General features: G+C 72.7%; 18 protein-coding genes. 6 read left to right on the forward strand and 12 right to left on the reverse strand.

Annotated features, from left to right (window positions below; genetic code table 11):
• Positions 1-748: hypothetical protein (locus F9B16_RS36165; protein ID WP_225992241.1), on the forward strand; the 748-nt coding region annotated here is incomplete at its 5' end.
• 45 nt (positions 749-793) lie between these two features.
• On the opposite strand, the gene F9B16_RS36170 is transcribed toward F9B16_RS36165, so the two are convergent.
• From F9B16_RS36170 to F9B16_RS36205, 8 genes are all read right to left on the reverse strand, one after another.
• Entirely contained in the window at positions 794-1,642 is an 849-nt protein-coding gene (locus F9B16_RS36170) for an ATP-binding cassette domain-containing protein (RefSeq protein ID WP_151544726.1), read from the reverse strand.
• Positions 1,639-2,691 carry an ABC transporter permease gene (locus F9B16_RS36175; protein WP_151544727.1) on the reverse strand — a complete coding sequence of 351 codons (1,053 nt, stop codon included), beginning with the start codon at positions 2,689-2,691 and terminating at the stop codon, positions 1,639-1,641. The genes F9B16_RS36170 and F9B16_RS36175 overlap by 4 nt, the downstream gene beginning before the upstream one ends.
• Entirely contained in the window at positions 2,688-3,638 is a 951-nt protein-coding gene (locus tag F9B16_RS36180; RefSeq protein WP_225992242.1) for a sugar ABC transporter substrate-binding protein, read from the reverse strand. The genes F9B16_RS36175 and F9B16_RS36180 overlap by 4 nt, the downstream gene beginning before the upstream one ends.
• Before the next feature lie 130 nt (positions 3,639-3,768).
• Positions 3,769-5,619, reverse strand: a complete 1,851-nt coding sequence (gene iolD, locus F9B16_RS36185; RefSeq protein WP_151544728.1) for a 3D-(3,5/4)-trihydroxycyclohexane-1,2-dione acylhydrolase (decyclizing) — start codon at positions 5,617-5,619, stop codon at positions 3,769-3,771.
• On the reverse strand, positions 5,616-6,476 hold the full coding sequence (gene iolB / locus F9B16_RS36190; RefSeq protein WP_151544729.1) for a 5-deoxy-glucuronate isomerase: 861 nt from the start codon (positions 6,474-6,476) through the stop codon (positions 5,616-5,618). The genes iolD and iolB overlap by 4 nt, the downstream gene beginning before the upstream one ends.
• Positions 6,473-7,414 carry a 5-dehydro-2-deoxygluconokinase gene (iolC, locus tag F9B16_RS36195; protein WP_151544730.1) on the reverse strand — a complete coding sequence of 314 codons (942 nt, stop codon included), beginning with the start codon at positions 7,412-7,414 and terminating at the stop codon, positions 6,473-6,475. Before iolC ends, iolB begins: the two co-directional genes overlap by 4 nt.
• Positions 7,411-8,262, reverse strand: a complete 852-nt coding sequence (locus F9B16_RS36200) for a TIM barrel protein (RefSeq protein WP_151544731.1) — start codon at positions 8,260-8,262, stop codon at positions 7,411-7,413. The genes iolC and F9B16_RS36200 overlap by 4 nt, the downstream gene beginning before the upstream one ends.
• Positions 8,259-9,290: a Gfo/Idh/MocA family protein gene (locus F9B16_RS36205; protein WP_151544732.1), complete on the reverse strand. Its 1,032-nt coding sequence runs from the start codon at positions 9,288-9,290 to the stop codon at positions 8,259-8,261. The genes F9B16_RS36200 and F9B16_RS36205 overlap by 4 nt, the downstream gene beginning before the upstream one ends.
• Positions 9,291-9,470: 180 nt before the next feature.
• Between F9B16_RS36205 and F9B16_RS36210 the strand changes: the two genes are divergently transcribed.
• Entirely contained in the window at positions 9,471-10,985 is a 1,515-nt protein-coding gene (locus F9B16_RS36210; RefSeq protein WP_151544733.1) for a nitroreductase/quinone reductase family protein, read from the forward strand.
• A 124-nt stretch (positions 10,986-11,109) separates the two neighbouring features.
• Here F9B16_RS36210 and F9B16_RS36215 read toward each other — a convergent pair whose 3' ends face one another.
• A complete protein-coding gene (locus F9B16_RS36215; RefSeq protein WP_151544734.1) occupies positions 11,110-11,595 on the reverse strand; it encodes a VanZ family protein in 486 nt (161 codons plus the stop codon).
• 227 nt (positions 11,596-11,822) lie between these two features.
• Here F9B16_RS36215 and F9B16_RS36220 point away from each other — a divergent pair, with 227 nt between their 5' ends.
• Positions 11,823-13,466, forward strand: a complete 1,644-nt coding sequence (locus F9B16_RS36220) for a GMC oxidoreductase (protein WP_151544735.1) — start codon at positions 11,823-11,825, stop codon at positions 13,464-13,466.
• A gap of 55 nt (positions 13,467-13,521) precedes the next feature.
• Here F9B16_RS36220 and lon read toward each other — a convergent pair whose 3' ends face one another.
• Entirely contained in the window at positions 13,522-15,918 is a 2,397-nt protein-coding gene (gene lon, locus F9B16_RS36225) for an endopeptidase La (RefSeq protein WP_151544736.1), read from the reverse strand.
• A gap of 165 nt (positions 15,919-16,083) precedes the next feature.
• On the opposite strand from lon, the gene F9B16_RS36230 reads away from it, so the two are divergent.
• A complete protein-coding gene (locus F9B16_RS36230) occupies positions 16,084-16,551 on the forward strand; it encodes an NUDIX hydrolase (RefSeq protein ID WP_318839277.1) in 468 nt (155 codons plus the stop codon).
• Positions 16,552-16,590: 39 nt separating this feature from the next.
• Positions 16,591-17,238 (forward strand): hypothetical protein, encoded by a 648-nt coding sequence (locus tag F9B16_RS36235; RefSeq protein ID WP_151544737.1) that lies wholly within the window; start codon positions 16,591-16,593, stop codon positions 17,236-17,238.
• A gap of 6 nt (positions 17,239-17,244) precedes the next feature.
• Here F9B16_RS36235 and F9B16_RS36240 read toward each other — a convergent pair whose 3' ends face one another.
• Entirely contained in the window at positions 17,245-18,525 is a 1,281-nt protein-coding gene (locus tag F9B16_RS36240; protein ID WP_151544738.1) for an alkyl sulfatase dimerization domain-containing protein, read from the reverse strand.
• Between the two features lie 11 nt (positions 18,526-18,536).
• Positions 18,537-19,817, reverse strand: coding sequence for an MFS transporter (locus F9B16_RS36245; RefSeq protein WP_151544739.1), 1,281 nt, complete (start codon positions 19,815-19,817; stop codon positions 18,537-18,539).
• 107 nt (positions 19,818-19,924) lie between these two features.
• On the opposite strand from F9B16_RS36245, the gene F9B16_RS36250 reads away from it, so the two are divergent.
• On the forward strand, positions 19,925-21,175 hold the full coding sequence (locus F9B16_RS36250) for a helix-turn-helix domain-containing protein (RefSeq protein ID WP_151544740.1): 1,251 nt from the start codon (positions 19,925-19,927) through the stop codon (positions 21,173-21,175).
• The last annotated feature ends 328 nt before the right edge of the window (positions 21,176-21,503 follow it).

Raw genomic sequence — 21,503 nt, forward strand, 5'->3', positions numbered from 1 at the left:
CGCCGCAGGCGCGGGCGCCGCGGCCGGAGCAGGCGCGGCGGGGTCCGGCGGCGTGCTCGCGGCCGTCGGCACCAAGGCGGCGGTCGCCATCACCGCGACCGCCGTCGCCGGCACCACGATCGGCGGAGCCGCCGCCTACCGCGCCGCCCAGCCCGACCACTCGTCCCGCCCCGTTACCGCCCCGACCACGGCCCGACCGAAACCGTCCGGAGTACCGCTGCGCATCGGCCGGCTGACGCTCACGGTGCCCGCGGGCTGGCGTTCGAGGAGCTTGGGCCTCACGAAGCAGGACACCGCGAACCACAACGTCACCACGCCGGGCGCCTGCCGGACCCCGAAGGACTGGCCGGGCGGGGCCGCCTGGAAGTACTGCCCCGGGATCCTCGTGATCACGAAGCCGTGGTCGAACGACGGGAGGACCGGCTGGCAGACCTTCCGCCGCGATGAGCCCTGGGCTCCGGAGACGGACGTGTCGCACGTCTGCCCGCCCGACACCGACCTGTTCTACGGCGGCGGCGACTTCGAACTCGTCCGCAGCGGGCTGCGGCCGATCGGCGGCCGGAACGCCGAGTACCGCGAGTGGCGCCTGAGCTGCATCCGCCTGACCTCAGGGCCCGAGATGATCCAGAAGACCGGCGTGTCGTTCGTCCAGCGGTGGTGGTGCCTGCCGCAGTCGAAGTTCCTGATCGTCGACGAGTGGAACACCCCGAACCTGGACGCGATCCTCGCAAACGCCACCTGGACCTGACGCGCACGGCGGGCCGTCCGTCCCGCGGCCCGCCGTGTCCCGGGGTCAGTCGGACTTGCGGAGGTGGTCGGCGCCCTCCGCGAGTTCCTTCGCGGCGCGGCTGCCCGAGCCGGACACGGCGGCGTCCAGTTCGTGGGCGAGCTCCTCCAGTTCGGCGCCGCCCGCCATGAGGGCGGTCAGCTCCTCGCGGGTGATCTCCTCCTTGGTGCGGTAGCCGATCGGGCGGCCGCGGTTGAGGATCAGGAAGCGGTCGCCGACCGGGTAGGCGTGGTGCGGGTTGTGGGTGATGAAGATGACCGCGAGGCCCCGCTCGCGCGCCTGCACGATGTAGCGCAGGACGGTCCCGGCCTGCTTCACGCCGAGCGCGGCCGTCGGCTCGTCCAGCACCAAGGCCTTCGCGCCGAAGTAGACGGCGCGGGCGATCGCCACGCACTGCCGCTCGCCGCCCGACAGCGTGCCGATGGGCTGGTCGACGTCGCGCAGGTCGATGCCCATCGCCGCCATCTCGCGCTTGGCGGTGCGGCGCATGAACGTGATGTCCATGCGACCGAAGCCCTTGCGCTTCTCCGAGCCGAGGAAGAAGTTCCGCCAGACCGGCATCAGCGGGACGACCGCGAGGTCCTGGTAGACGGTCGCGATGCCGCGGTCGAGCGCGTCGCGCGGCGAGGAGAACGCCACCGGCTCGCCCTGCACCTCGTAGGTGCCGAGGTCGTGCCGGTGCAGCCCGGCGACGATCTTGATGAGGGTGGACTTGCCGGCGCCGTTGTCGCCGAGCACGCAGGTCACCTCGCCGGCGGACGCCTCCAGGTCCACGTCCCGCAGCGCGATGACGTTGCCGTAGTTCTTGCCGACGCCGGCCAGCCGGACGAGCGGCGCGTCCTTGGGGTCCGTCATGCCGACCGCTCCACTCTGCGCCGCACGATCAGGTTGACCACGGTGGCGATGAGCAGCATCGCGCCGAGGAAGAACCGGAACCAGTCCGGGTTCCACTCGGCGTACACGATGCCCTTGTTCACCATGCCGAAGATGAACGCGCCGATCGCCGCGCCGATCGCCGACCCGTAGCCGCCGGTCAGCAGGCAGCCGCCGATGACCGCGCAGATGATGTAGTTGAACTCGTTGCCGACGCCCTCGCCCGACTGGACGGTGGCGAACGCGAACACCAGGTGCATCCCGGAGAACCAGCCGCAGAACGCCACGCCCATGAACAGGCCGATCTTCGTGCGGGCGACGGGGACGCCGACCGCGCGGGCGCTGCCGGCCGCGCCGCCCACCGCGAAGATCCAGTTCCCGGCGCGGGTGCGCAGCAGGATCCAGGTCGCGATCCCGACGAACAGCAGCCACCAGAACACGGTGATCTTGACGTTGACGCCGCCGACGTCGACATCGGACGCGAACACCTTCCGCGCGCTCTCGAACCCGTCCATGTCCCGGACGGAGTCGGACGCGACGTTCCCGGTGACCGCCTTCGTCACGCCGAGGTTCGCCCCGGCGAGCATGAAGAACGTGGCGAGAGTGACGATGAAGCTCGGCAGGCCCGTCCTGATGTAGAGCAGGCCGTTGAGCGCCCCGATCGCAAGCGTCACGACGAGCGAGATCGCGACGCCGACCCACAGGTTCAGCGTGAGCTGGTAGCTGACCAGCGTCGCGACGAGCGCCGCCGTCGTCACCATGACCCCGGCGGACAGGTCGAACTCGCCGCCGATCATCAGCAGCGACACCCCGACCGCCATGATCCCGAACGTGGAGCTCGCGTACAGCACCGTCGAGAACGAGTCGGCCTGCAGGAACGCGTCGGCGACCAGCGAGAAGAACACGAACACCGCGACCGCGCCGAGCAGCGCGCCGAACTCGGGCCGGCGCAGCAGCCGCCGCAGCGGCGACTCCCGCGCCAGCCGCTCGTCCGGCACGGCCGCGGGCGGCCCGGCGACCGCCTGCGTCACCGCGTCCCCCGGACGGCGAAGCCCTCCAGCGAGGCGGCGTTGTCCTTGGTGACGATCGCGGGACCGGTCAGCACCGGGCGCCCGCCGCCGAGCACGTTGCCGTTGGTCTTGTAGAGCCACAGCTCGTCGACGGCCTCGTAGCCCTGCAGGTAGGGCTGCTGGTCGACGGCGAACTGGATGTCACCGGACTTGATCGAGGCGATCAGGTCCTTGTTCAGGTCGAACGTGGCGACCTTGGCCTTGCTGCTCGTCTCCTTGACCGAGTCGACCGCGGTCGCGGCGAACGGGGCGCCGAGCGTCAGGATCCCGTCGATGCCCTTGTCCGACTGGAGCTTCGCGGTGATGGACGACTTGACCTGCGGCATGTCGCTGCCCTGCACGTACAGGTTCTGCAGCTGGCCGGAGAAGGTCTTCTTCGCGCCGGCGCAGCGGCTCTCCAGCCCGACGTTGCCCTGCTCGTGCACCACGCACAGCGCCTTCTTCACGCCGATCTTCGCCAGCTCCGTGCCGGCCGCCTCGCCGGCGATCGACTCGTCCTGGCCGAAGTGCGCGAGCGCGCCGAGCTTCGCCGAGTCCTCCGCGCCGGAGTTGATCGACACGACGGGGATCTTCGCGGCGGTGGCGCGGGCCAGCACGTCCTTCATCGCGTCGGGCTTGGCGAGGGTGACGATGATGCCGTCGACCTTCTGGTCGATCGCGGTCTGGACGAGCTGCGCCTGCTTGCCCCCGTCCGGGTCGGCCGAGTACAGGAACTGGACGTTGTCCTTGGCGGCGGCCGCCTTCGCCCCCTTCTGGACGATGTCCCAGAAGGTGTCGCCGGGCGCCGAGTGGGTGACCATCGCGATCTTCAGCCGGGGCCCGTTCCCGCCGGTCGCCTTCTCCTCGCCCTTCTTGCCGCCGGAGCTGCTGCACGCGCCGAGCGCCAGCATCCCCGCCACGGCCAGCACCGCCAGCCTCCTGCCGGGTGCACGGCCCCTCGCGGGTGCACGGCCCTTGAACGACGTTCGCGCGAACACGCCTTTCATACGGACGCTCTCCGATTCTCCCCCGAGAAAGTGAGCCGGGACAGAGAGTTGATCACAGATGGCGGCGGCGCGACCAGACCTCCTTCTCATACCGGCCGCGTGCCTCGCGGGTGGAGCCGAGCGCCGAGACCTCGGCGACCGGGACGTCCCACCACGCCTCGCTGTCAGGCGCGTCGATCAGGGGGTCGGTCTCGATGTGCACGACGGTCGTCCGGTCGCTCTCGCGGGCGCGGCGCAGCGCCTCGCGCAGCTCCTTGACGCCGGACGCGCGGAGCACGTCGGCGCCGAGGCTGGCGGCGTTGGCGGCGAGGTCGACGGGGAGCCGCTCGCCGTCGAGCCCGGTGCCGGTGCGGGCGCGGTAGCGGGTGCCGAACCGCTGCGCGCCGACCGACTCCGACAGGTTCCCGATCGAGGCGAACCCGTGGTTCTGGACGAGCACGACGATGAGTTTCACGCCCTCAGCGACGGCGGTGGTGAGCTCCTGCGCCATCATCAGGTACGACCCGTCGCCGACCATGACGAACACCTCGCGGGACGGGTCGGCCATCTTCACGCCGAGCCCGCCGGCGATCTCGTAGCCCATGCAGGAGTAGCCGTATTCGACGTGGTAGCCCTTGGGGTCGCTCGCCCGCCACAGCTTGTGCAGGTCGCCGGGCATCGAGCCCGCCGCGCAGACGACGACGTCGCGCGGGCCGCTCACCTCGTTGACGGCGCCGATGACCTCCGACTGGGCGGGCAGCGGACGGTCCTGCGGGGCGTACGCCTCGTCCACCGCGGCGTTCCAGCGGGCCATGAGCGCGGTGGCCTCGTGCTTGTACGCGTTGGGAACGGCGTAGCCGTCGAGGGCGGCGTTCAGGCCACGGATGCCTTCGCGGGCGTCCGCCACGACCATCGTGCCTGCGAGCTTGGCGGCGTCGAACCGCGCCACGTTCACGTTGACGAACCGCACGCGCGGGTTGGCGAAGAGGCTGTGGGACGCGGTGGTGAAGTCGCTGTAGCGGGTCCCTACGCCGATGACGACGTCGGCTTCCCGCGCCAGGGCGTTCGCGGCCGTCGTACCCGTCGCGCCTATGGCGCCCACGGAGCATGAGTGGTCCCAGGGAAGCGCGCCCTTGCCCGCCTGCGTCTCCGCCACGGGAATGCCGGTCCGTTCGGCGAAGGCGCGCAGGTCGTCGGTGGCGCCGGAGTAGATGACCCCGCCGCCCGCCACGATCAGCGGGCGTTCGGCCTTCTGGAGGATCGCGCACGCCTCGTCGAGCGCGGCCGGTTCCGGAAGCGCGCGCGGGATGCGCCAGACGCGGCGCGCGAACAGCTCGTCCGGCCAGTCGTACGCCTCCGCCTGGACGTCCTGGGGCAGCGCCAAGGTGACGGCCCCGGTTTCGGCAGGATCGGTGAGCACGCGCATCGCCGCCATGAGCGCGCTGGGAAGCTGCTCGGGACGGTTGATGCGGTCCCAGTACTTCGACACCGGCTTGAAGCAGTCGTTGACGGAGACGTCGTAGGAACGGGCGTCTTCAAGCTCCTGCAGCACCGGATTGGCCGGACGGGTGGCGAAGATGTCACCCGGCAGCAGCAGCACGGGCAGCCGGTTGATGGTCGCCAGCGCCGCACCCGTCACCATGTTCGTCGCACCAGGCCCGATGGACGTCGTACACGCGAATGTCGACAACCGGTCGTTCATGCGCGCGAACCCCGACGCCGTATGCACCATCGCCTGTTCATTGCGGGCCATGTAGTACGGCATCTCCTCGCCGTACTCCAGCAGCGCCTGCCCGATCCCCGCGACGTTCCCATGCCCGAAGATGCCGAAGCACCCCGGGAAGAACCGCTGCTCCTCCCCGTCGCGCTCCGACCACTGCGCCGCGAGGAAACGGACGACGGCCTGCCCGACCGTGAGCCTCATGAGCGTCCCTTCGCCGAGGTGAGCGGCAGCCGCGGGTCGACGGCCTGCCCTTGCCAGGTCCCGCGGACCCACGCGTGCGCGGGATCGTCGCAGATCCGCCACGCGCGCTCCGGCGACGGCCCGGCCATCACGTTCAGGTAGTACAGGTCGTGGCCCGGCGCCGCCATCGACGGGCCGTGCCAGCCGTGCGGGATCAGCACGACGTCCCCTCCGCGCACCTCCGCGAGCACGTCGATCGGCCGGTCCGGCGTGCCGTAAACGCGCTGGTAGGCCATGCCGCCGTCACCGGCGACCTCGAAGTAGTAGATCTCCTCGAGGACCGCCTCGTCCGGCCCCTCCTCGTCGTGCTTGTGCGGCGGGAACGACGACCAGCAGCCGCCCGGCGTGAGCACCTCGCACGCGATCAGCTTCTCGGCGAACGGGAACCCCTCGGGCGTGCCGAAGTTGTTGACCTGGCGGCTCGCCGGTCCCGCGCCGCGCAGCTCGACGGGCACGTCCTCGGCTGGCCCGTAGCGGGGCTCCAGGCGCGCCTGGCAGCGGGCCGCGGCGAGCGCGAACCGGCCCCGTCCCCGGACGGTCACCCGCGCGTCGCGCGGCACGTACGCGAAGTCGCCGACCCGGCTGAAGACGTCGGCGCGGCCGTCCAGCTCGAACCGCTCGCCCTCGCACTCCACCGCGCACGACCCGGCCAGCGGCAGGACGATCATCTCGAAGTCGCCGGTGCCGAACGTGTGCCCGCCCGGGTCGGGCAGGTCGAGGACGCGCAGCGCCGTGTGCGCCCAGCCCGCCGACTCCGGCGTCACGACGACCCCGTACGGCCCCTCCGCGGCGGAACCCGCCGGCAGGTGATGCTTCATCCGATCGCCCCTTCCGCCAGCAGCGCGTCCACTTCGGCCTCGTCCGGCATCGCGGCGGAGCAGGCGATGCGGGACGCGACGATCGCGCCGGCCGCGCCCGCGAACGCGATGATCCGCTCCAGGTCCCAGCCCGACAGCAGGCCGTGGCAGACCGCGCCGCCGAACGCGTCGCCCGCGCCGAGCCCGTTCGCCACGTCCACCTTGACCGGCGGCACCCGCACCGTCTCCTCGCGGGTCGCGGCGAGGACGCCGTCCGGTCCCATCTTCACGATGGCGAGCTCCGGGCCGCGGTCGAGGATGGCGCGGGCGGCCGCCTCCGGCTCCCGCTCCCCCACCGCGACCTCGCACTCCTCCAGGTTGCCGACGGCGACCGTCGCCCGTTCCAGGGCCCGGCCCGCCCAGTGCGGCGCCTCCCCCGGGTCGTCCCACAGCATCGGCCTGTAGTCGAGGTCGATGACGGCGTGGCCGGTGTGCGCGCCGAGCGCGAGCAGCGTCGCCTCGCGGCTCGGCTGCTGCGACAGGCCCGTCACCGTCGCCCAGACGATCCGGGCCCGCCCGATCGCCTCCATGTCCAGCTCGTGCGGATGTATCTCCAGGTCGGGTGCCTTCGGATAGCGGTAGAAGTACAGCGGGAAGTCGTCCGGCGGGAAGATCTCGCAGAACGCCAGCGGCGTCGGCAGCCCGGGGACGGACGTGACGAACCGGTCGTCCACCCCGTACTCCTTGAGCGCCTTGTGGACGTACCGGCCGAACGGGTCGTCCCCGGTCCGCGTGATCACCGCGGTCCTGCGCCCGTACCGGGCCGCCGCGACCGCGACGTTCGTGGGACTGCCGCCGAGGTACCTCCCGAACGACTCGACGTCCTCCAGCGGCCTGCCCACCTGGTCCGGGTAGATGTCGACGCTCACCCGCCCCATCGTGATCAGGTCATGGCTCATCGGGCCGCCTTCGCGAGGTAGTCCAGGCTGCGGCGGACGTCGTCGTACGGTCCGGCGCCCGGCGCGGGCTCCTCCGCCAGGACCGCGTCCTGCTCCATCACGTACCAGCCTCCGTATCCGGCGCCCTCCAGGGTCGCGATGATGCCGGAGATGTCGACGTCGCCCTCCCCGAGCGGCCGGTAGAGGCCGTCGCGGACCGCGTCGGAGTAGGCGACCTCGCCGCCGAGCACCCGGGCCGCGAGCGCCGCGTCGACGTCCTTGAGGTGGACGTGCGCGATCCGCGCGGCCGCGAACCGCGTCAGCCACGCCGGGTCGGTGCCGCCGACGAGCAGGTGCCCGGTGTCCAGGCACAGCGGCACGCCGGACCCCGACAGCACCCGCTCGACGTCCGCGCGGGTCTCCACGACCGTCCCGACGTGCGGGTGCAGCGCCGCGAGCCGGCCGCGCCGGGACGCCCGCGCCGTGATCGCGTCGAGGTTGGACAGCAGCGTCGCCCAGGCCCGGGTGTCCAGGGCGGGCCGCCCGTCGTAGCCCGCGAGGCCGGTCGCGGCGGCCAGCACGAGCACGCCGCTCATGCCGTCGAGCGCCCGCTCGATCTCCGGCATCGGGTCGTGGTCCGGGTCGTGCAGGACGACCGGGACGAACGCCCCCACGAGCCCCAGCCCGTACGACGACAGCAGCGCCTCCCGCTCGTCGCGCGCCGCCGGCAGGAACCCGTCCGGGCCGAGTTCGGTGGCGGAGAGCCCGAGGTCGCGCATCTCCGCGAGCACGCGCGCGGGCGCCATCTGGTGGCCCCAGCCCGGCACCTCGCACACGCCCCACGAGATCGGCGCGCCGGCGATCCTCATCGCCGCACCTCCTCGGCTCCGACGATGCGGCCCTCGCGCATGGACAGCTCGCAGGCCTCGGCCAGGTAGAACGCCTCCAGGGCGTCCTCGGGCGGGCAGGGGTTGGCGCGCCGCCCCGCGACGACGTCGACGAAGGCGCGCAGTTCGGCGTCATAGGCGTCGGAGAAGCGTTCGAGGAACCCGGCGTAGGGGTCGCGGGGCTCCTCGTCGTGCTCGGGCACCGCGGTGACGGGCGTCCGCTCGTCCAGGCCGGCGACGATGCTGTCCTTGGAGCCGAACAGCTCCAGGCGGGCGTCGTACCCGGCGGCGTTGTAGCGGGTGGCCGACACCTGCGCGAGCGTCCCGTCGTCCAGGACGAGCAGCGCGGACCCGGTGTCGACGTCGCCGTTCTCGCGGAAGAAGTCCTCGCCGCGGTTGGCGCCGGACGCCATCACCCGGACGACGTCGCGGCCGGTGACGAACCGGATCAGGTCGAGGTCGTGGATGACGCAGTCGCGGAACAGCCCGCCGGACGTCGGGACGTACTCGGCGGGCGGCGGCGCGGGGTCGAAGCTGCACGACCGGACGGTGTGCAGCCAGCCGAGCCGCCCGGACGCGAGCGCCTCGCGGGCCGCCGCGTTCCCGGCGTCGAAGCGGCGCTGGAACCCGACCTGGACCGGGACTCCGGCCTTCTTCGCGGACGCGACGATTTGGAACGTTCCATCAAGATCGGAGGCAAGGGGCTTCTCACAGAAGACGGGCAATCCGGCCGAGAGTGCCCGCTCCACCAGATCGGCGTGCGCGTCCGTCGCCGCCGCCACCACGAGACCGTCCAGCCCGGCGGAGAACAACTCCCCGACCTCGTCCACGGCCCGGACGCCCGCCAAGCCCGGCGGCCCGCCAGGAGCGCTCATGAGGCGGGCCGCGAGGGCGCGGGCTCGGGCGGCGTCCGCGTCGGCGACGACCAGCGCCTCCACCTCGGGCAGTTCGCACAGGGCCGCGGCGTGGCGCGCACCGATGCGCCCCGCGCCGGCCAGTCCGATCCTCATGGAACCCCTCCCCGGTCGGCGGTCCAGGTGAGTCCCGAGTGTGCTGGAGCGTTCCAGGGGCGTCAACGGCCGGGCGTGCGCGCCGCCGGTAAATGAAGTGTCCGAAACCCGGCCGACTAGGCTGGCGGCGGGCCCGCCCCGGGCTGTCGCACCGTGAACACCAAGCGCTAGTTTGATGCCATGCGGGTCCTCGTCACCGGCGCCTCCGGGTTCGTCGGCTCTCACACCGTCCGCGCCCTGCTCGCCGCGGGCCACCGCCCGCGCGCGCTCGTCCGCGACCCCGGCAAGACCGTCAAGGTGCTCCAGGCCGTCGGCGTCCACGCCGAGGAGGTCGAACTGCTGCCGGGCGACATGCTCGACGCCGCCGCCGTGGCCGACGCGCTGGACGGCTGCGACGCCGCGATCCACGCCGCCGCCGCGATCGGCGTCACCGGACCCCACCGCGACCTCGTCGAGGTCAACGTCACCGGCACCCGCAACGTCATCGGCGGCGCGGTCGAGCACGGCCTGTCCTCCATCGTGCACGTGTCCACGATCGGGGTCTTCGTTCCCCCGTCCGGCCCCGTCATCACCGCCGGCGCGCCGCTCGCGAGCCCCCGCACCGGCTACGGCCGCTCCAAGCTGGAGGCCGAGAACTACGTCCGCGGCCTCCAGGACGGCGGCGCGCCCGTGACGATCGTCTACCCCGGCGGCGTCTGCGGGCCCGACCAGCCCCACCTCGACGCGCTGAACGAGGGGCTCGCCGCCGCGCTCGGCAAGCTGTGGCCGCTGCCCGGCGGCGGCGTGTCCGTCATCGACGTCCGCGACCTCGCCACCGCCCTGGCCCGCACGGTCGAAAACCCGGAAGGGCCGCGCCGGTGGGTGCTCGGCGGCCACTACCTCACCTGGCCGCAGTACGCCGACCTCTGCGACGCGCTGACCGGCGTGAAGTGCCGCCGGGTCCGGGTGCCGAGCGGCGCGATGCTCGCGCTCGGCTCCGCGCTCGACGCCGCCAAGCGCGTCCGCCCGTTCGACTACCCGCTCACCCGCGACGCCGCCGAGTTCATGGTCACGCTCGTCCCGACCGACGACCGCCCGATGCTCGACGCGCTGGACCTCACCCTGCGGCCCGTCGAGGAGACGGTCGCGGACGCCCTGCGCTGGCTGGCCGGGAGCGGACACCTGAACCCCCGCCGGGCCGGCCGGCTCGCCACCGAGGAGCGGAAGATGGCCCAGCCGACCCTGATCCAGCGGACCCTGGGCCCGGTGTTCCAGCGGATCTCCGGCGCCCGCTGGTTCGCCAAGGTCGGCCCGAAGATCGTCCCGCCCGTCGACCGGACCCTGCACAGGCTCACCGGCGGGCGCGCCATGCTCGGCCAGCTCCTCGTCCCGAGCCTCGTTCTGACCAGCACCGGCGCGGTCAGCGGCCTGCGCCGGCAGACGCCCCTCGCCTGCCTGCCCGACGGCGACGGCTGGCTCGTCGTCGGCTCGAACTTCGGCCGCGAGAAGCACCCGGCCTGGACCGGCAACCTCATCAAGAACCCCGACGCCGAGGTGAGCTTCCGCGGGGCGACCACCCCGGTGACCGCCCACCTGCTGGACGACGCCGAACGCGCCGAGGCCTGGCCGCGCCTGACCGCGGTCTGGCCCGTCTACGACCGCTACGTGGAACGCGCCGACCGCCAGTTGCGCGTGTTCCGCCTCACGCCGCGCTGAACGCGCCGGCGCCGTCAGGCGCCGGCGGGCTCCGCGGTCAGGCGCCATCGACCATGCGCGGCATCGCCGTTCCGTAATGCTTCGACAATAGGAGCCGAAGCGCGGGTAGAAGTCGGGCCTTTTCTCAGGTGCCGCGCAGGGTTTTCGAGAGGCGGCGGCCCAGCAGAATGTAGGCGATCATCACGCCGGCGACGTTGAGGATGACGTCGTCGATGTCGAAGGCGCGGCCCATCACGACGGCGCCCTGGACGGTCTCGATCGCCAGCGAGAACGCGCCGGTCAGGAGCGCGAGGCGGACGGGCCCGCGCAGGGACTTCCAGACGATCGGCAAAAGGACGCCGAGCGGCGCGAGCAGCGCCAGGTTCCCGCCGATCTGCAGGAAGGCCTCCTTCGTCGGGCGGTCCATATAGAAGCGGAGCGATCGCCCGGGATGGAGGTTACCGCCGGCCTGGCCATGGTCCTGGACGGGCGTCAGCGTGAGCCGGAAGGCGAAATAGAAGAAGACGCCGAGAATGGCGAGCGCGACCGCCACCACGAACGCCCGGAAGACGAGAACGTACCAGGCCACCTTTTCGCCGCGTTCCGCGGGCTGCCACATCTCCACCAGCATCTCGCGCTGGTCCCCGGTTCCGCCGCCGGCTATGCGAGCCCGCGGATTACGGGCGCGGTTCCCGGGTCCCGGCAGCGGATTATGGAGTGTCCGAAATGTGCCGGAACCGGCCGTTGACAGGACTGACCAAGCAAGCGCATGATTCGCCGTGATCGGAGTCACATCCGATCGCGGGTGCCCGGCGCGAGGCCCCCTCACGGAACGTCATCAGTGAGAGAGGTTGCGTCATGGCCGGTCACGGGCGGCAGCATGCCGTCGATTCGGGAATCACCCGCCGCCGGTTCCTCACCGGAGCCGGGGTCGCGGCCGGAGCGCTGCTCCTGCCCTCGTGGCGGACCGCCGCCGCTGCCGCGCCGGGCAACGCCATCGCGGACGGCGACCACGTGCCGGCGCTGGTCATCGGCAGCGGGTACGGCGGCGCGGTCGCCGCGCTGCGGCTCACCCAGGCGGGCATCGCCACCCACATCGTCGAGATGGGGCAGAGCTGGACGGCGCCCGGCTCGGACGGGAAGGTGTTCAGCTCGCTGCTCAAGCCGGACGGGCGGTCCTACTGGTTCCGCACCCGGACCGACCAGCCCGTCGGCTACTTCCTCGGCGTCGACGCCAACAAGAACATCGACCGGTACGCGGGCGTCCTGGACTCCGAGGCGTTCGCCCACACGCGCGTCTACCAGGGGCGCGGCGTCGGCGGCGGCTCGCTGGTGAACGGCGGCATGGCCGTCACGCCCAAGCGCGCGTACTTCGAGGAGATCCTGCCGTCGGTCAACGCGGACGAGATGTACGGCACGTACTTCCCGCGCGCGAACGCGGCGCTGGGCGTCAACAGCATCGACACGTCCTGGTTCGAGTCCACGAAGTGGTACAAGTTCGCGCGGGTCGGGCGGGACAGCGCCCAGGCCGCCGGGTTCGGGACCACGTTCGTCCCGAACGTCTACGACTTCGGCTACATGAAGCAGGAGGACGCCGGCACGAAGCCGAAGTCGGCGCTCGCGCAGGAGGTCATCTACGGCAACAACTACGGGAAGCGGTCGCTGGACAAGACCTATCTCGCCGCGGCGGCCGCGACCGGGCGGCTGACCATCAGCCCGCTGCACACCGTCACCGGCGTCGCGCCCGCCGCGGGCGGCGGCTACACGGTCGAGATGACGCAGATCGACACGGCCGGCAACACCGTCGCGCGCAAGACCGTGACGGCGGACCGGGTGTTCTTCGCGGCGGGCAGCGTCGGCACGCCCAAGCTGCTGGTCGCCATGAAGGCGCAGGGCCGGCTGCCGAACCTGCCCGACGCGGTGGGCGCCGGCTGGGGCAACAACGGGAACGTGATGGTCGCCCGCGCCAACCACGTCTGGGACACCACCGGCGCCGACCAGTCCACCATCCCCGCGATGGGCATCGACAACTGGAGCGACCCGAACGGCCCGGTCTTCGCCGAGATCGCCCCGTTCCCGGCCGGCACGGAACTGTGGGTCAGCCTCTACTTGGCGATCACGAAGAACCCGAACCGGGGGACGTTCACCTTCAACTCCGGCACCGGCAAGGTCGACCTGTCGTGGCAGTCGTCCTGGACGCAGCCGTCCATCGACGCCGCCAAGCGCGTCTTCGACAAGATCAACAGCAAGGCGGTCACCGTCTACCGGTCGGACATGTTCGGCGTCAACAAGGTCTGGGGCGACGACTTCGTCTACCACCCGCTCGGCGGCTGCGTCCTCGGCAAGGCCACCGACGGCTACGGGCGGCTGCCCGGCCACCCCGGCCTCTACGTGATCGACGGGTCGCTCGTCCCGGGCAGCACCGGCGTCAACCCGTTCGTCACCATCACCGCGCTGGCCGAGCGGAACATCGAGAAGATCATCAAGACCGACCTGGCCTGACGGCGCGGAACGCCCGCACCGGAGGCTCCGGTGCGGGCGTTCCGCGTTCGCCGGGTCAGACCGCCACGGGCGTGGTGGCCGGCTCCAGGGCCAGGTCCAGCACCTCGCGCACGTCGCTGACGGCGTGGACGGTCATGGTGTCGAGCACCTCGGCCGGGACGTCCTCGAGGTCCGGCTCGTTGCGCTTCGGCACGATCGCGGTGGTGATGCCGAGCCGGGACGCGGCCAGCAGCTTCTGCTTCAGGCCGCCGATCGGCAGCACCCGCCCGGTCAGCGACACCTCGCCGGTCATCGCCACGTCCGACCGGACCGGCCGCCCCGACAGCAGGGATGCCAGCGCCGTCGTCATGGTGATGCCCGCGCTCGGGCCGTCCTTCGGGATCGCGCCGGCGGGCACGTGGACGTGCACGCCGCGGTCCTTCAGGTCGCCGACCGGCAGCTCCAGCTCCGCGCCGCGCGAGCGCAGGTAGCTGAGCGCGATCCGGGCCGACTCCTTCATGACGTCGCCGAGCTGCCCGGTCAGCGTCACGCCGGTGTCACCGGTCTCCTTGTCGGCCAGCGACGCCTCGATGTAGAGCACGTCGCCGCCCGCGCCGGTGACCGCCAGGCCCGTCGCGACGCCCGGCACGCCCGTCCGCCGCTCGGACCTGCTCAGCTCGACCTCCGGGGTGAACCGGGGACGGCCGAGGTAGGCCTTCAGGTCGTCCGCGCCGATCGCGACCGGCAGCTCCGCCTTCTCCAGCGCGACGTTCGCGGCGACCTTCCGCAGCACCCGCGCGATCGACCGGTCCAGCGACCGGACGCCCGCCTCGCGGGTGTACTCGGCGGCCAGCAGCCGCAGCGCGTCGTCGCCGAACGTCACCTCCGACGGCTCCAGTCCGGCCTTGTCGAGCTGGCGCGGCAGCAGGTGGTCGCGGGCGATCGTGACCTTCTCGTGCTCGGTGTAGCCGTCCAGCTGGACGAGCTCCATCCGGTCGAGCAGCGGCCCGGGGATCGCCTCCACCACGTTCGCGGTCGCGAGGAACAGCACGTCGCTGAGGTCGAGCTCGACCTCCAGGTAGTGGTCGCGGAACGTGTGGTTCTGCTCGGGGTCGAGGACCTCCAGCAGCGCCGCGGTCGGGTCGCCCCGGTAGTCGGCGCCGACCTTGTCGACCTCGTCCAGCAGCACGACGGGGTTCATCGAGCCCGCCTCGCGGATCGCCCGGACGATCCGTCCCGGCAGCGCGCCCACGTAGGTGCGCCGGTGGCCGCGGATCTCCGCCTCGTCCCGGACGCCGCCGAGCGCCACGCGCACGAACCGCCGTCCCATGGCCCGCGCGACCGACTCGCCCAGCGAGGTCTTGCCGACCCCGGGGGGACCGGTCAGCGCCAGGACGGCGCCGCTGCGGCGCCCGCCGACGACGCCGAGGCCGCGGTCCTCGCGGCGCTTGCGCACCGCCAGGTACTCGATGATGCGCTCCTTCACGTCGTCGAGGCCGGCGTGGTCGGCGTCCAGGGTCTTCCGCGCGCCCGCGATGTCGTAGGCGTCCTCGGTCCGCTCGTTCCACGGGATGTCGAGGACGGTGTCCAGCCACGTGCGGATCCAGCCGCCCTCCGGCGACGCGTCGGACGACCGCTCCAGCTTGTCGACCTCCTTCAGCGCCGCCTCGCGGACCTTCTCGGGGAGGTTCGCGGCCTCGATCCGGGCGCGGTAGTCGTCCTCCTCGTCCGCCGGGTCGCCGTTCAGCTCGGCCAGCTCCTTGCGGATGGCCTCCTGCTGCTGCCGCAGCAGGAACTCCCGCTGGGTCTTCTCCATGCCCTCCTGGACGTCCTTGCGGATCGTCTCCGCGACGTCCAGCTCGGCGAGGTGGTCGCGCGTCCAGCCGATGACCAGCTCGAGCCGCTCGACGACGTCGACCGTCTCCAGCACCTCGACCTTCTGCTCGGTCGTCAGGTACGGCGCGTACCCGGCGTTGTCGGCCAGCGTCGAGGGGTCGTCGATCTGCTGCACCACGTCGACGACCTGCCACGCGCCGCGCTTCTGCAGGATGGCGCTGACCAGGCCCTTGTACTCCTTGGCCAGCTCCTGCGCGCGCCCGTTCGCCGGCGGCGTCTCGATCGCGGTGCCCTCGACCCACAGCGCCGCGCCGGGCCCCGTCGTCCCGGTCCCGATCCGCACCCGCTGCACGCCGCGGACGACCACGCCGGGCTCGCCGCCCGGCAGCCGTCCCTCCTGCTCGATGACGCCGAGGGTGCCGACGCCCGCGTACTGCCCGTTCACCCGCGGCACCAGCAGCACCCGCGGCTTGCCCGCCGACCGGATGCCGGGCCCCTTGGGCTGCGCCACCGCCTTCGCGGCCTCGACGGCCGCCCGGACCTCGCCGCTCTCGGACAGGTCGAGGGGCACCACCATGCCCGGCAGAACGGCCCCGTCGTCCAGGGGCAGCACCGGCAGCGTCAGGGTCTCGCTCATGCTCAGCTCCAAGTCCGTCGTCGCGGCCCCCTCGGGAGGGACCGTCCCGGTCGCCCGGGAACCCAACACCAAGTTGAGTCATACACACTCAAGAAAACGGAGCAGCTATTAATTTCCTCAGCAACGTTCGCTCTCAGCGATCAACGTCCGCCTACCCTCGACCCCATGAGCCGGGCCCTGGCGACGGACGCGAACGGCAACACCCTGACCGCGTTCCTGCCTGCCGTATCCACGTCCAACACCCCCGACGACGCCCCGATGCCCGCCGCCCTAGTCGCCGTCCGCCACGGGACGTCCGTCCTCCTGGTCTTCGACCGCCACCGCCGCCAGTGGGAACTCCCGGGCGGCCGGATCGAGCCCGGCGAGACGCCCCTGCAGGCGGCCGTCCGGGAACTCCACGAGGAGACCGGCCTCCACCTCCCCGCCCTCACCCTCACCGGCCACGCCCGCTTCCGCCTCGTCGCCCCGCCCCGCGACGAGTACGCCGCCATCTACACGGGCCAGGTCCCCGCCCGCCACCACTTCGTCCCCAACGACGAGATCAGCGCGATCCGGTGGTGGGACCTCACCACCACGCCACCGGCCAACGCCCAACCGCTGGACACCGCCCTCGCCCGGCTGGCCGGTCGGTAGGGTTCCGGAGTCTCCGTCCCCCCGACGAGGAGTCGTCTGATGGCCGGTCACCGCCGCACCCATGCCATCCTCGCCAGTGCCGTCCTCGCGGCGGCTTTCCTAGGCGGCTGTTCGAGACCGGAGGCGCACTTCCCGACCGCCGCGTCCACACGTCCCGCACCCGAGCCATCGCTGGGTTTCCGGCCCGGCGAGGTGCAGCGCGTACCGGATCCGCGAACCCTGCTGTCCGCCGGGCTCCGCAAGGAGATGCGGTTCGCGGCCGACGAGGACTCCGAGTGCAGGCAGGACGAGGCGAGCACCTACATCGACCGCTGGACCTGCTACCTGTACACACCCCATCGGCGCACTTGGGACAAGGACCTGACGGCGTTGGGCATCGAACTTCACCATCCCGCTATGACCGAGAACGCGACCGCCTATGCGACAGAGATGTTCGCCGACATGAAGAAGTACAGGAACACCGGCGCCTGGGATCCGGTGCCTGTCGGCGACGAGGGCCTCCAATCACCATTGGACCGCTCCCTCGGTCAGAGCGACGTCTTCTTCCGCGCCCGCAACGTGACCGTGCTGGTCTCGACCGCACCCGGCGACCAGCACAAGGCCGACACCCGGGCCGCCGAGCTGCGGCGCCGGGCCTGGCGGGTCGCCTCCGAACTCGCTCGGTCGATCGCCCGGCTCGCCGGGTAGGGGCGGTCAGGAGATCAGTTTGCCGAGGGTGGTGGGGGTTTCGGCCTGGCCGGTGGCGCGGCGGGACTCGTCGGCCGCCCATTTGAAGACGCCGGTGGCCATGAGGGACGGCTCCGACTCGGCGCGGGCGGCGTAGACCTCGGCGCGGGCCTCGTGCAGGGACGCGTCGTCCGGGTCGGCCTGGACGGCCATCTCGGCGAGGTGGGCGGCGAGGCGCAGGTCGCCGTCGGCGGCGGCGCGGCGGGCGGCGTCGGCGACCTTGGCGGCGCCGCCGGCGAGGGACGCGACCGCGCGGGCGAGGTCGGCGTCGCGGGCGGGCTTGAGGTGGGCGGGGTTGCCGTCGTACCAGCCGCCGTACATGCGCCACAGGTTCCGGACGATGAACTCGGGCTCGTCGTACTTGGCCTGCAGGTAGACGCGGTCGGACAGGTGCGCGGGCGGGGCGACGGCGTGGACGATGTCGTCGAGGCGGCGGCCCTCGTTCAGCATGGCGAGGGTCTGGTCGATGATGCTCTCGAGCCATTCGGCGGTCTCGGTGAGGGCCTGCGCGACGCGGTCGGCGCCGAAGACGGGGGCGCCGTGCGAGGGCATCATGATCTCGGCGCCGAGGGCGGCCATGCGGCGCAGGGCGTGCGCCCATTCGCGCGGGTAGCGCTGCACCTTCTGCGGGTTGCCGCAGTTGGGGGTGAGCCAGATGAACAGGTCGCCGGGCAGCAGGAGCTTGTACTCGGGGACGTAGGCGACGGTGGCGTCGTCGGTCTCGCCTTTGGCGTGGAAGAGGTCGAAGGTGAGGCCGGCGCGGGTGACGGTCAGCGCGTCGCGGTAGGTGACGTCGGGCTGCCGGTACTCGGTCGGCCAGCGCAGGCCGGGGGCCTGGAACTGGCGCTGGTTGATGACGGAGTTGTAGCCGGCGGTGAGGACGTAGCGGTCGAAGCGGTCGCGGACGAGTTCGTGCGCGACGACCTGGGGGCGCGGCCCGTCCTCGGCGTCGAACGGGCCCATGCCCATGACGTGGTCGATGTGGCCGTGCGAGTAGAACGCGAGCGTGAGCGGGTCGGACGTCCAGGCGCGGACGCGGTCGTGCAGGCTCGCGGCGGTCATCTGGTTGCCGGTGTCGAACAGCATCAGCTCGCCCTGGCTCCGGAAGGCGATGACGTTGCCGAAGCCGGGCTGCCAGCCGAGGCCGTCGGCGATCTCGATGACGCCGGAGCCGCCCATGCCGGTGTGGACGATGCTGTCGTCGGCGGCGCCGCGCCAGACCCTGTCGGCGTAGTCCTTGATGTCCATGGTTCGTCCTTTCAGTGGGTGAGCACGGCGGAGGCGGGCGCCGGGTCGAGCGCGGCGCGGTCGCGGGACGGGCGGATCAGCGCGGCGGCGAGCAGCCCGCCGCAGACCATCAGGGCGGCGCCGAGGTCGAAGGCGTGCTGGAAACCGGCCGCGCGGGTCGCCGCGGCGTCCACGATCGCGCCGGTGAGCAGGGGCCCGAACGCGCCGGCGGTGGAGGCGACCGCGGTGACGATGCCGAGCAGCGCGCCGCGCCGGGACGCGGGCACGAGCTCGGACAGCGCGGCCTGCATCAGCCCGAAGAACGCGTTCCCGACGGTGAAGGCGATCATCATGACGAGGATCAGCGCCGCTCCCCCGCCGACCCGGGTGACCAGCAGCGTCGCGAGGCCGGAGACCACGACGGCGGCGCCGCCGAGGACGCCGCGCGCGGACCGGCTGGTCCGTCCGGCGCGCATCATGCGGGTGGAGGCGTAGCCGATGGCGAGCATGAACGCGATGCCGACGACCTGCGTCCCGGCGGCGATGAGGCTCGCCTTCTCCAGCGCGATGCCGTGCACGCGCTGGAGGTACTGCGGCAGCCAGGTGACGGCGACGGCCATCGTCCAGAACCCGGCGAATCCGGCGGCGAGGCCGCCGAGGACGGTGCCGCGGGTGAGAAGGCGCCGGTACGGGACGCGCGGCTCGTCCGGCGCGGGCTCCGTGCGGGACGCGTAGGGGCCCTCGCCGCCGAGGCCGAGCCAGGCGAGCGTCCACAGGACGCCGAGGACGCCGGTGAGGGCGAACGCGGCGCGCCAGCCGAACCGGGTGACGACGACCGCGAGCAGCGGCGCGCCGATCGCGACGCCGGCGGCGCCGCCGACGGTGAGCAGGCTGCTCGGCAGGGCGCGGTCGCGGTCGGGGAACCAGCCGAACGCGGTGTGGTTGGCGGTCGCGAACGCGGGCCCCTCGGCCGCCCCGAGCGTGACGCGGGTGACGAGCAGGGCGCCGAGCCCGGCCGCGGGCAGCCCGATGACCAGCTGGGACGCGCTCCACACCACGACGAGGACGGCCAGCAGCCGGCGCGCCGGCACCCGGTCGGCGAGGAACCCGACGACGATGCCGGACACGCTGAACAGCAGGTAGAACGCGCTGCCGATGGAGCCGAACGCGGTGTCGGACAGCCCGAGGTCGTCGCGGATGTGCTTGCCCGCCAGCCCGAGGACGGTCTTGTCCATGAAGTTGATCATCATGAAGAGGACGAGCAGCGCCAGGATCGTCCGGGCGCGGCGGGTCGGCGCGGGCGGGTCGGCCATGCGGCGGTGCTCCGTTCGGGCGGCGGGGTGGTACGGATCACCCTCCTGCGGGCCGGTGCGCCGCGGCAACCGGCACTTCTCCCGCGTTCGTCCGGTTCGGCTGTGACATGTCACAATCGGCGCGGGAGGTCGTCATCGAGAAGGACCGGGTGCGGCAGGTCGCGGCGGATCTGGCGGCGCGCTGCGAAGGGCAGGTGAACCGGCTCGCGCGGGAGCTGACGCAGCGGCGCTTCGCCGCGATCCCCGACTACGCGGACCTGCCCGCGGACATGCGGGACGTGGAGATCGCGGCGACCGCGCGCTACGCGATCCGGCAGTTCCTGCGGATGGCCGAGGGCGCGCCGGTGGACGAGGACGATCTGCGGCTGTTCCGCGAGCGCGCCGCGCAGCGCGCCGAGGAGGGCATGCCGCTGGCGCACCTGCTGGCCTCGTACTACATCGGCGCCGAGGTCATCTGGGACGCGCTGGTCGCCGAGGCCCGCCCCGGCGAGCTGGCCGCGCTGCCGATGCTGGCGCGGCTCCAGCTGCGCGGCACGAACCGGGTCGTCGTCGCGGTGACGGAGGCGTACCAGGCGGAGCGGGCGGCGATCCTGGACGAGCGGCGCGAGGCCGTCCGGGAGCTGGCGCGGGCGCTGCTCGCCGGGGAGCCGGCGCGCGCGACGGCGGACCGGTTCGGGATCCCGCTCGCGGACGCCTACCTGGTGCTCCACCTGCGCTTCGCCGGCGCGGGCGACGGCCCGGCCGCCGGCGCGACGGCGGGCGCGGGCATCGCCGAGCGCCGCGTGCTGCGGCGGATCCGGGCGGGGCTCGAAGGGTTCGGCGAGGGGGCGCCGCTGATGCTGCGGGACGAGCGCGGGGTACACGTCCTGCTGCCGTCGGCCGCCGCGGCCCGGCTCACCGACCTGGAGCGGCTGCTCACCGCCGCGGGCACCGCGGCCGGGCCGGTGATCGCGGGCGCGGCCCGTTCCGAGGGCACGGCGGACGTCCCCGACGCGTCCCGGCGGGCGGCCCGGATCGCCGGCATCGCGCAGGCGGCCGGACGCCCCGCCGGCGTGTACGAGCTGGGCGACGTGCTGCTCGACTACCACCTCACCGGTCCCGGCGACAGCGGCCCGGCCGTCGCCGCCGCGCTGGCCCCGCTCGATGCCCGCCCCGAGCTGCTGGACACGCTCCGTGCGTTCCTCGACGCGGACATGGACCGGCGGAGGGCGGCCGCCGCGCTCGCCGTGCACCCCAACACCGTCGACAACCGGCTCGCCCGCATCGCCCGCCTCACCGGCGCCGACCCGCGCACCACGCGCGGCGTGCTGCTGTGCGCCTCGGCGCTCACGCTCCGTGGCCGGGGCGGCCGGGCGTAGCGGATCGTCCGCCTGTCACCGGGCAATGCGCTGGCAAAGACCGCTTCGCGATCACGATTCTTTGCGCACCCCCGGTTTACGCCCTCATGACGTGCGGGTACTTACCGCAACGAGTTCGTGACACAGGGTGAACGTCAAGCTCCTGGGACGGCAAAGTCCCAGGTCGGACCGGGGAGGCAGGCGATGAAGGGCACGCAGCGTGAGCACCGCCCCGCCGGTCCCGCGCACCGTTCGCCGCACGGCCCGGCCGGTGACGGCGACACACCTCGGGTCCTCGGCCGCACCGGACCGGACCGGGCCTCCCGTCGCGACCGCCATCGGGCGCCGG

Source organism: Actinomadura montaniterrae, from assembly GCF_008923365.1.
GTDB lineage: Bacteria > Actinomycetota > Actinomycetes > Streptosporangiales > Streptosporangiaceae > Spirillospora > Spirillospora montaniterrae.

Excerpts from the sequence above, each read along its gene's own strand:
- F9B16_RS36170 (WP_151544726.1), bottom strand. The coding sequence starts at position 1,642 with ATGACGGACCCCAAGGACGCGCCGCTCGTCCGGCTGGCCGGCGTCGGC.
- iolD (WP_151544728.1), bottom strand. The coding sequence starts at position 5,619 with ATGAGGCTCACGGTCGGGCAGGCCGTCGTCCGTTTCCTCGCGGCGCAG.
- iolB (WP_151544729.1), bottom strand. The coding sequence starts at position 6,476 with ATGAAGCATCACCTGCCGGCGGGTTCCGCCGCGGAGGGGCCGTACGGG.
- iolC (WP_151544730.1), bottom strand. The coding sequence starts at position 7,414 with ATGAGCCATGACCTGATCACGATGGGGCGGGTGAGCGTCGACATCTAC.
- F9B16_RS36200 (WP_151544731.1), bottom strand. The coding sequence starts at position 8,262 with ATGAGGATCGCCGGCGCGCCGATCTCGTGGGGCGTGTGCGAGGTGCCG.
- F9B16_RS36205 (WP_151544732.1), bottom strand. The coding sequence starts at position 9,290 with ATGAGGATCGGACTGGCCGGCGCGGGGCGCATCGGTGCGCGCCACGCC.
- F9B16_RS36210 (WP_151544733.1), top strand. The coding sequence starts at position 9,471 with ATGCGGGTCCTCGTCACCGGCGCCTCCGGGTTCGTCGGCTCTCACACC.
- F9B16_RS36215 (WP_151544734.1), bottom strand. The coding sequence starts at position 11,595 with ATGCTGGTGGAGATGTGGCAGCCCGCGGAACGCGGCGAAAAGGTGGCC.
- F9B16_RS36220 (WP_151544735.1), top strand. The coding sequence starts at position 11,823 with ATGGCCGGTCACGGGCGGCAGCATGCCGTCGATTCGGGAATCACCCGC.
- lon (WP_151544736.1), bottom strand. The coding sequence starts at position 15,918 with ATGAGCGAGACCCTGACGCTGCCGGTGCTGCCCCTGGACGACGGGGCC.
- F9B16_RS36230 (WP_318839277.1), top strand. The coding sequence starts at position 16,084 with ATGAGCCGGGCCCTGGCGACGGACGCGAACGGCAACACCCTGACCGCG.
- F9B16_RS36235 (WP_151544737.1), top strand. The coding sequence starts at position 16,591 with ATGGCCGGTCACCGCCGCACCCATGCCATCCTCGCCAGTGCCGTCCTC.
- F9B16_RS36240 (WP_151544738.1), bottom strand. The coding sequence starts at position 18,525 with ATGGACATCAAGGACTACGCCGACAGGGTCTGGCGCGGCGCCGCCGAC.
- F9B16_RS36245 (WP_151544739.1), bottom strand. The coding sequence starts at position 19,817 with ATGGCCGACCCGCCCGCGCCGACCCGCCGCGCCCGGACGATCCTGGCG.
- F9B16_RS36250 (WP_151544740.1), top strand. The coding sequence starts at position 19,925 with ATGTCACAATCGGCGCGGGAGGTCGTCATCGAGAAGGACCGGGTGCGG.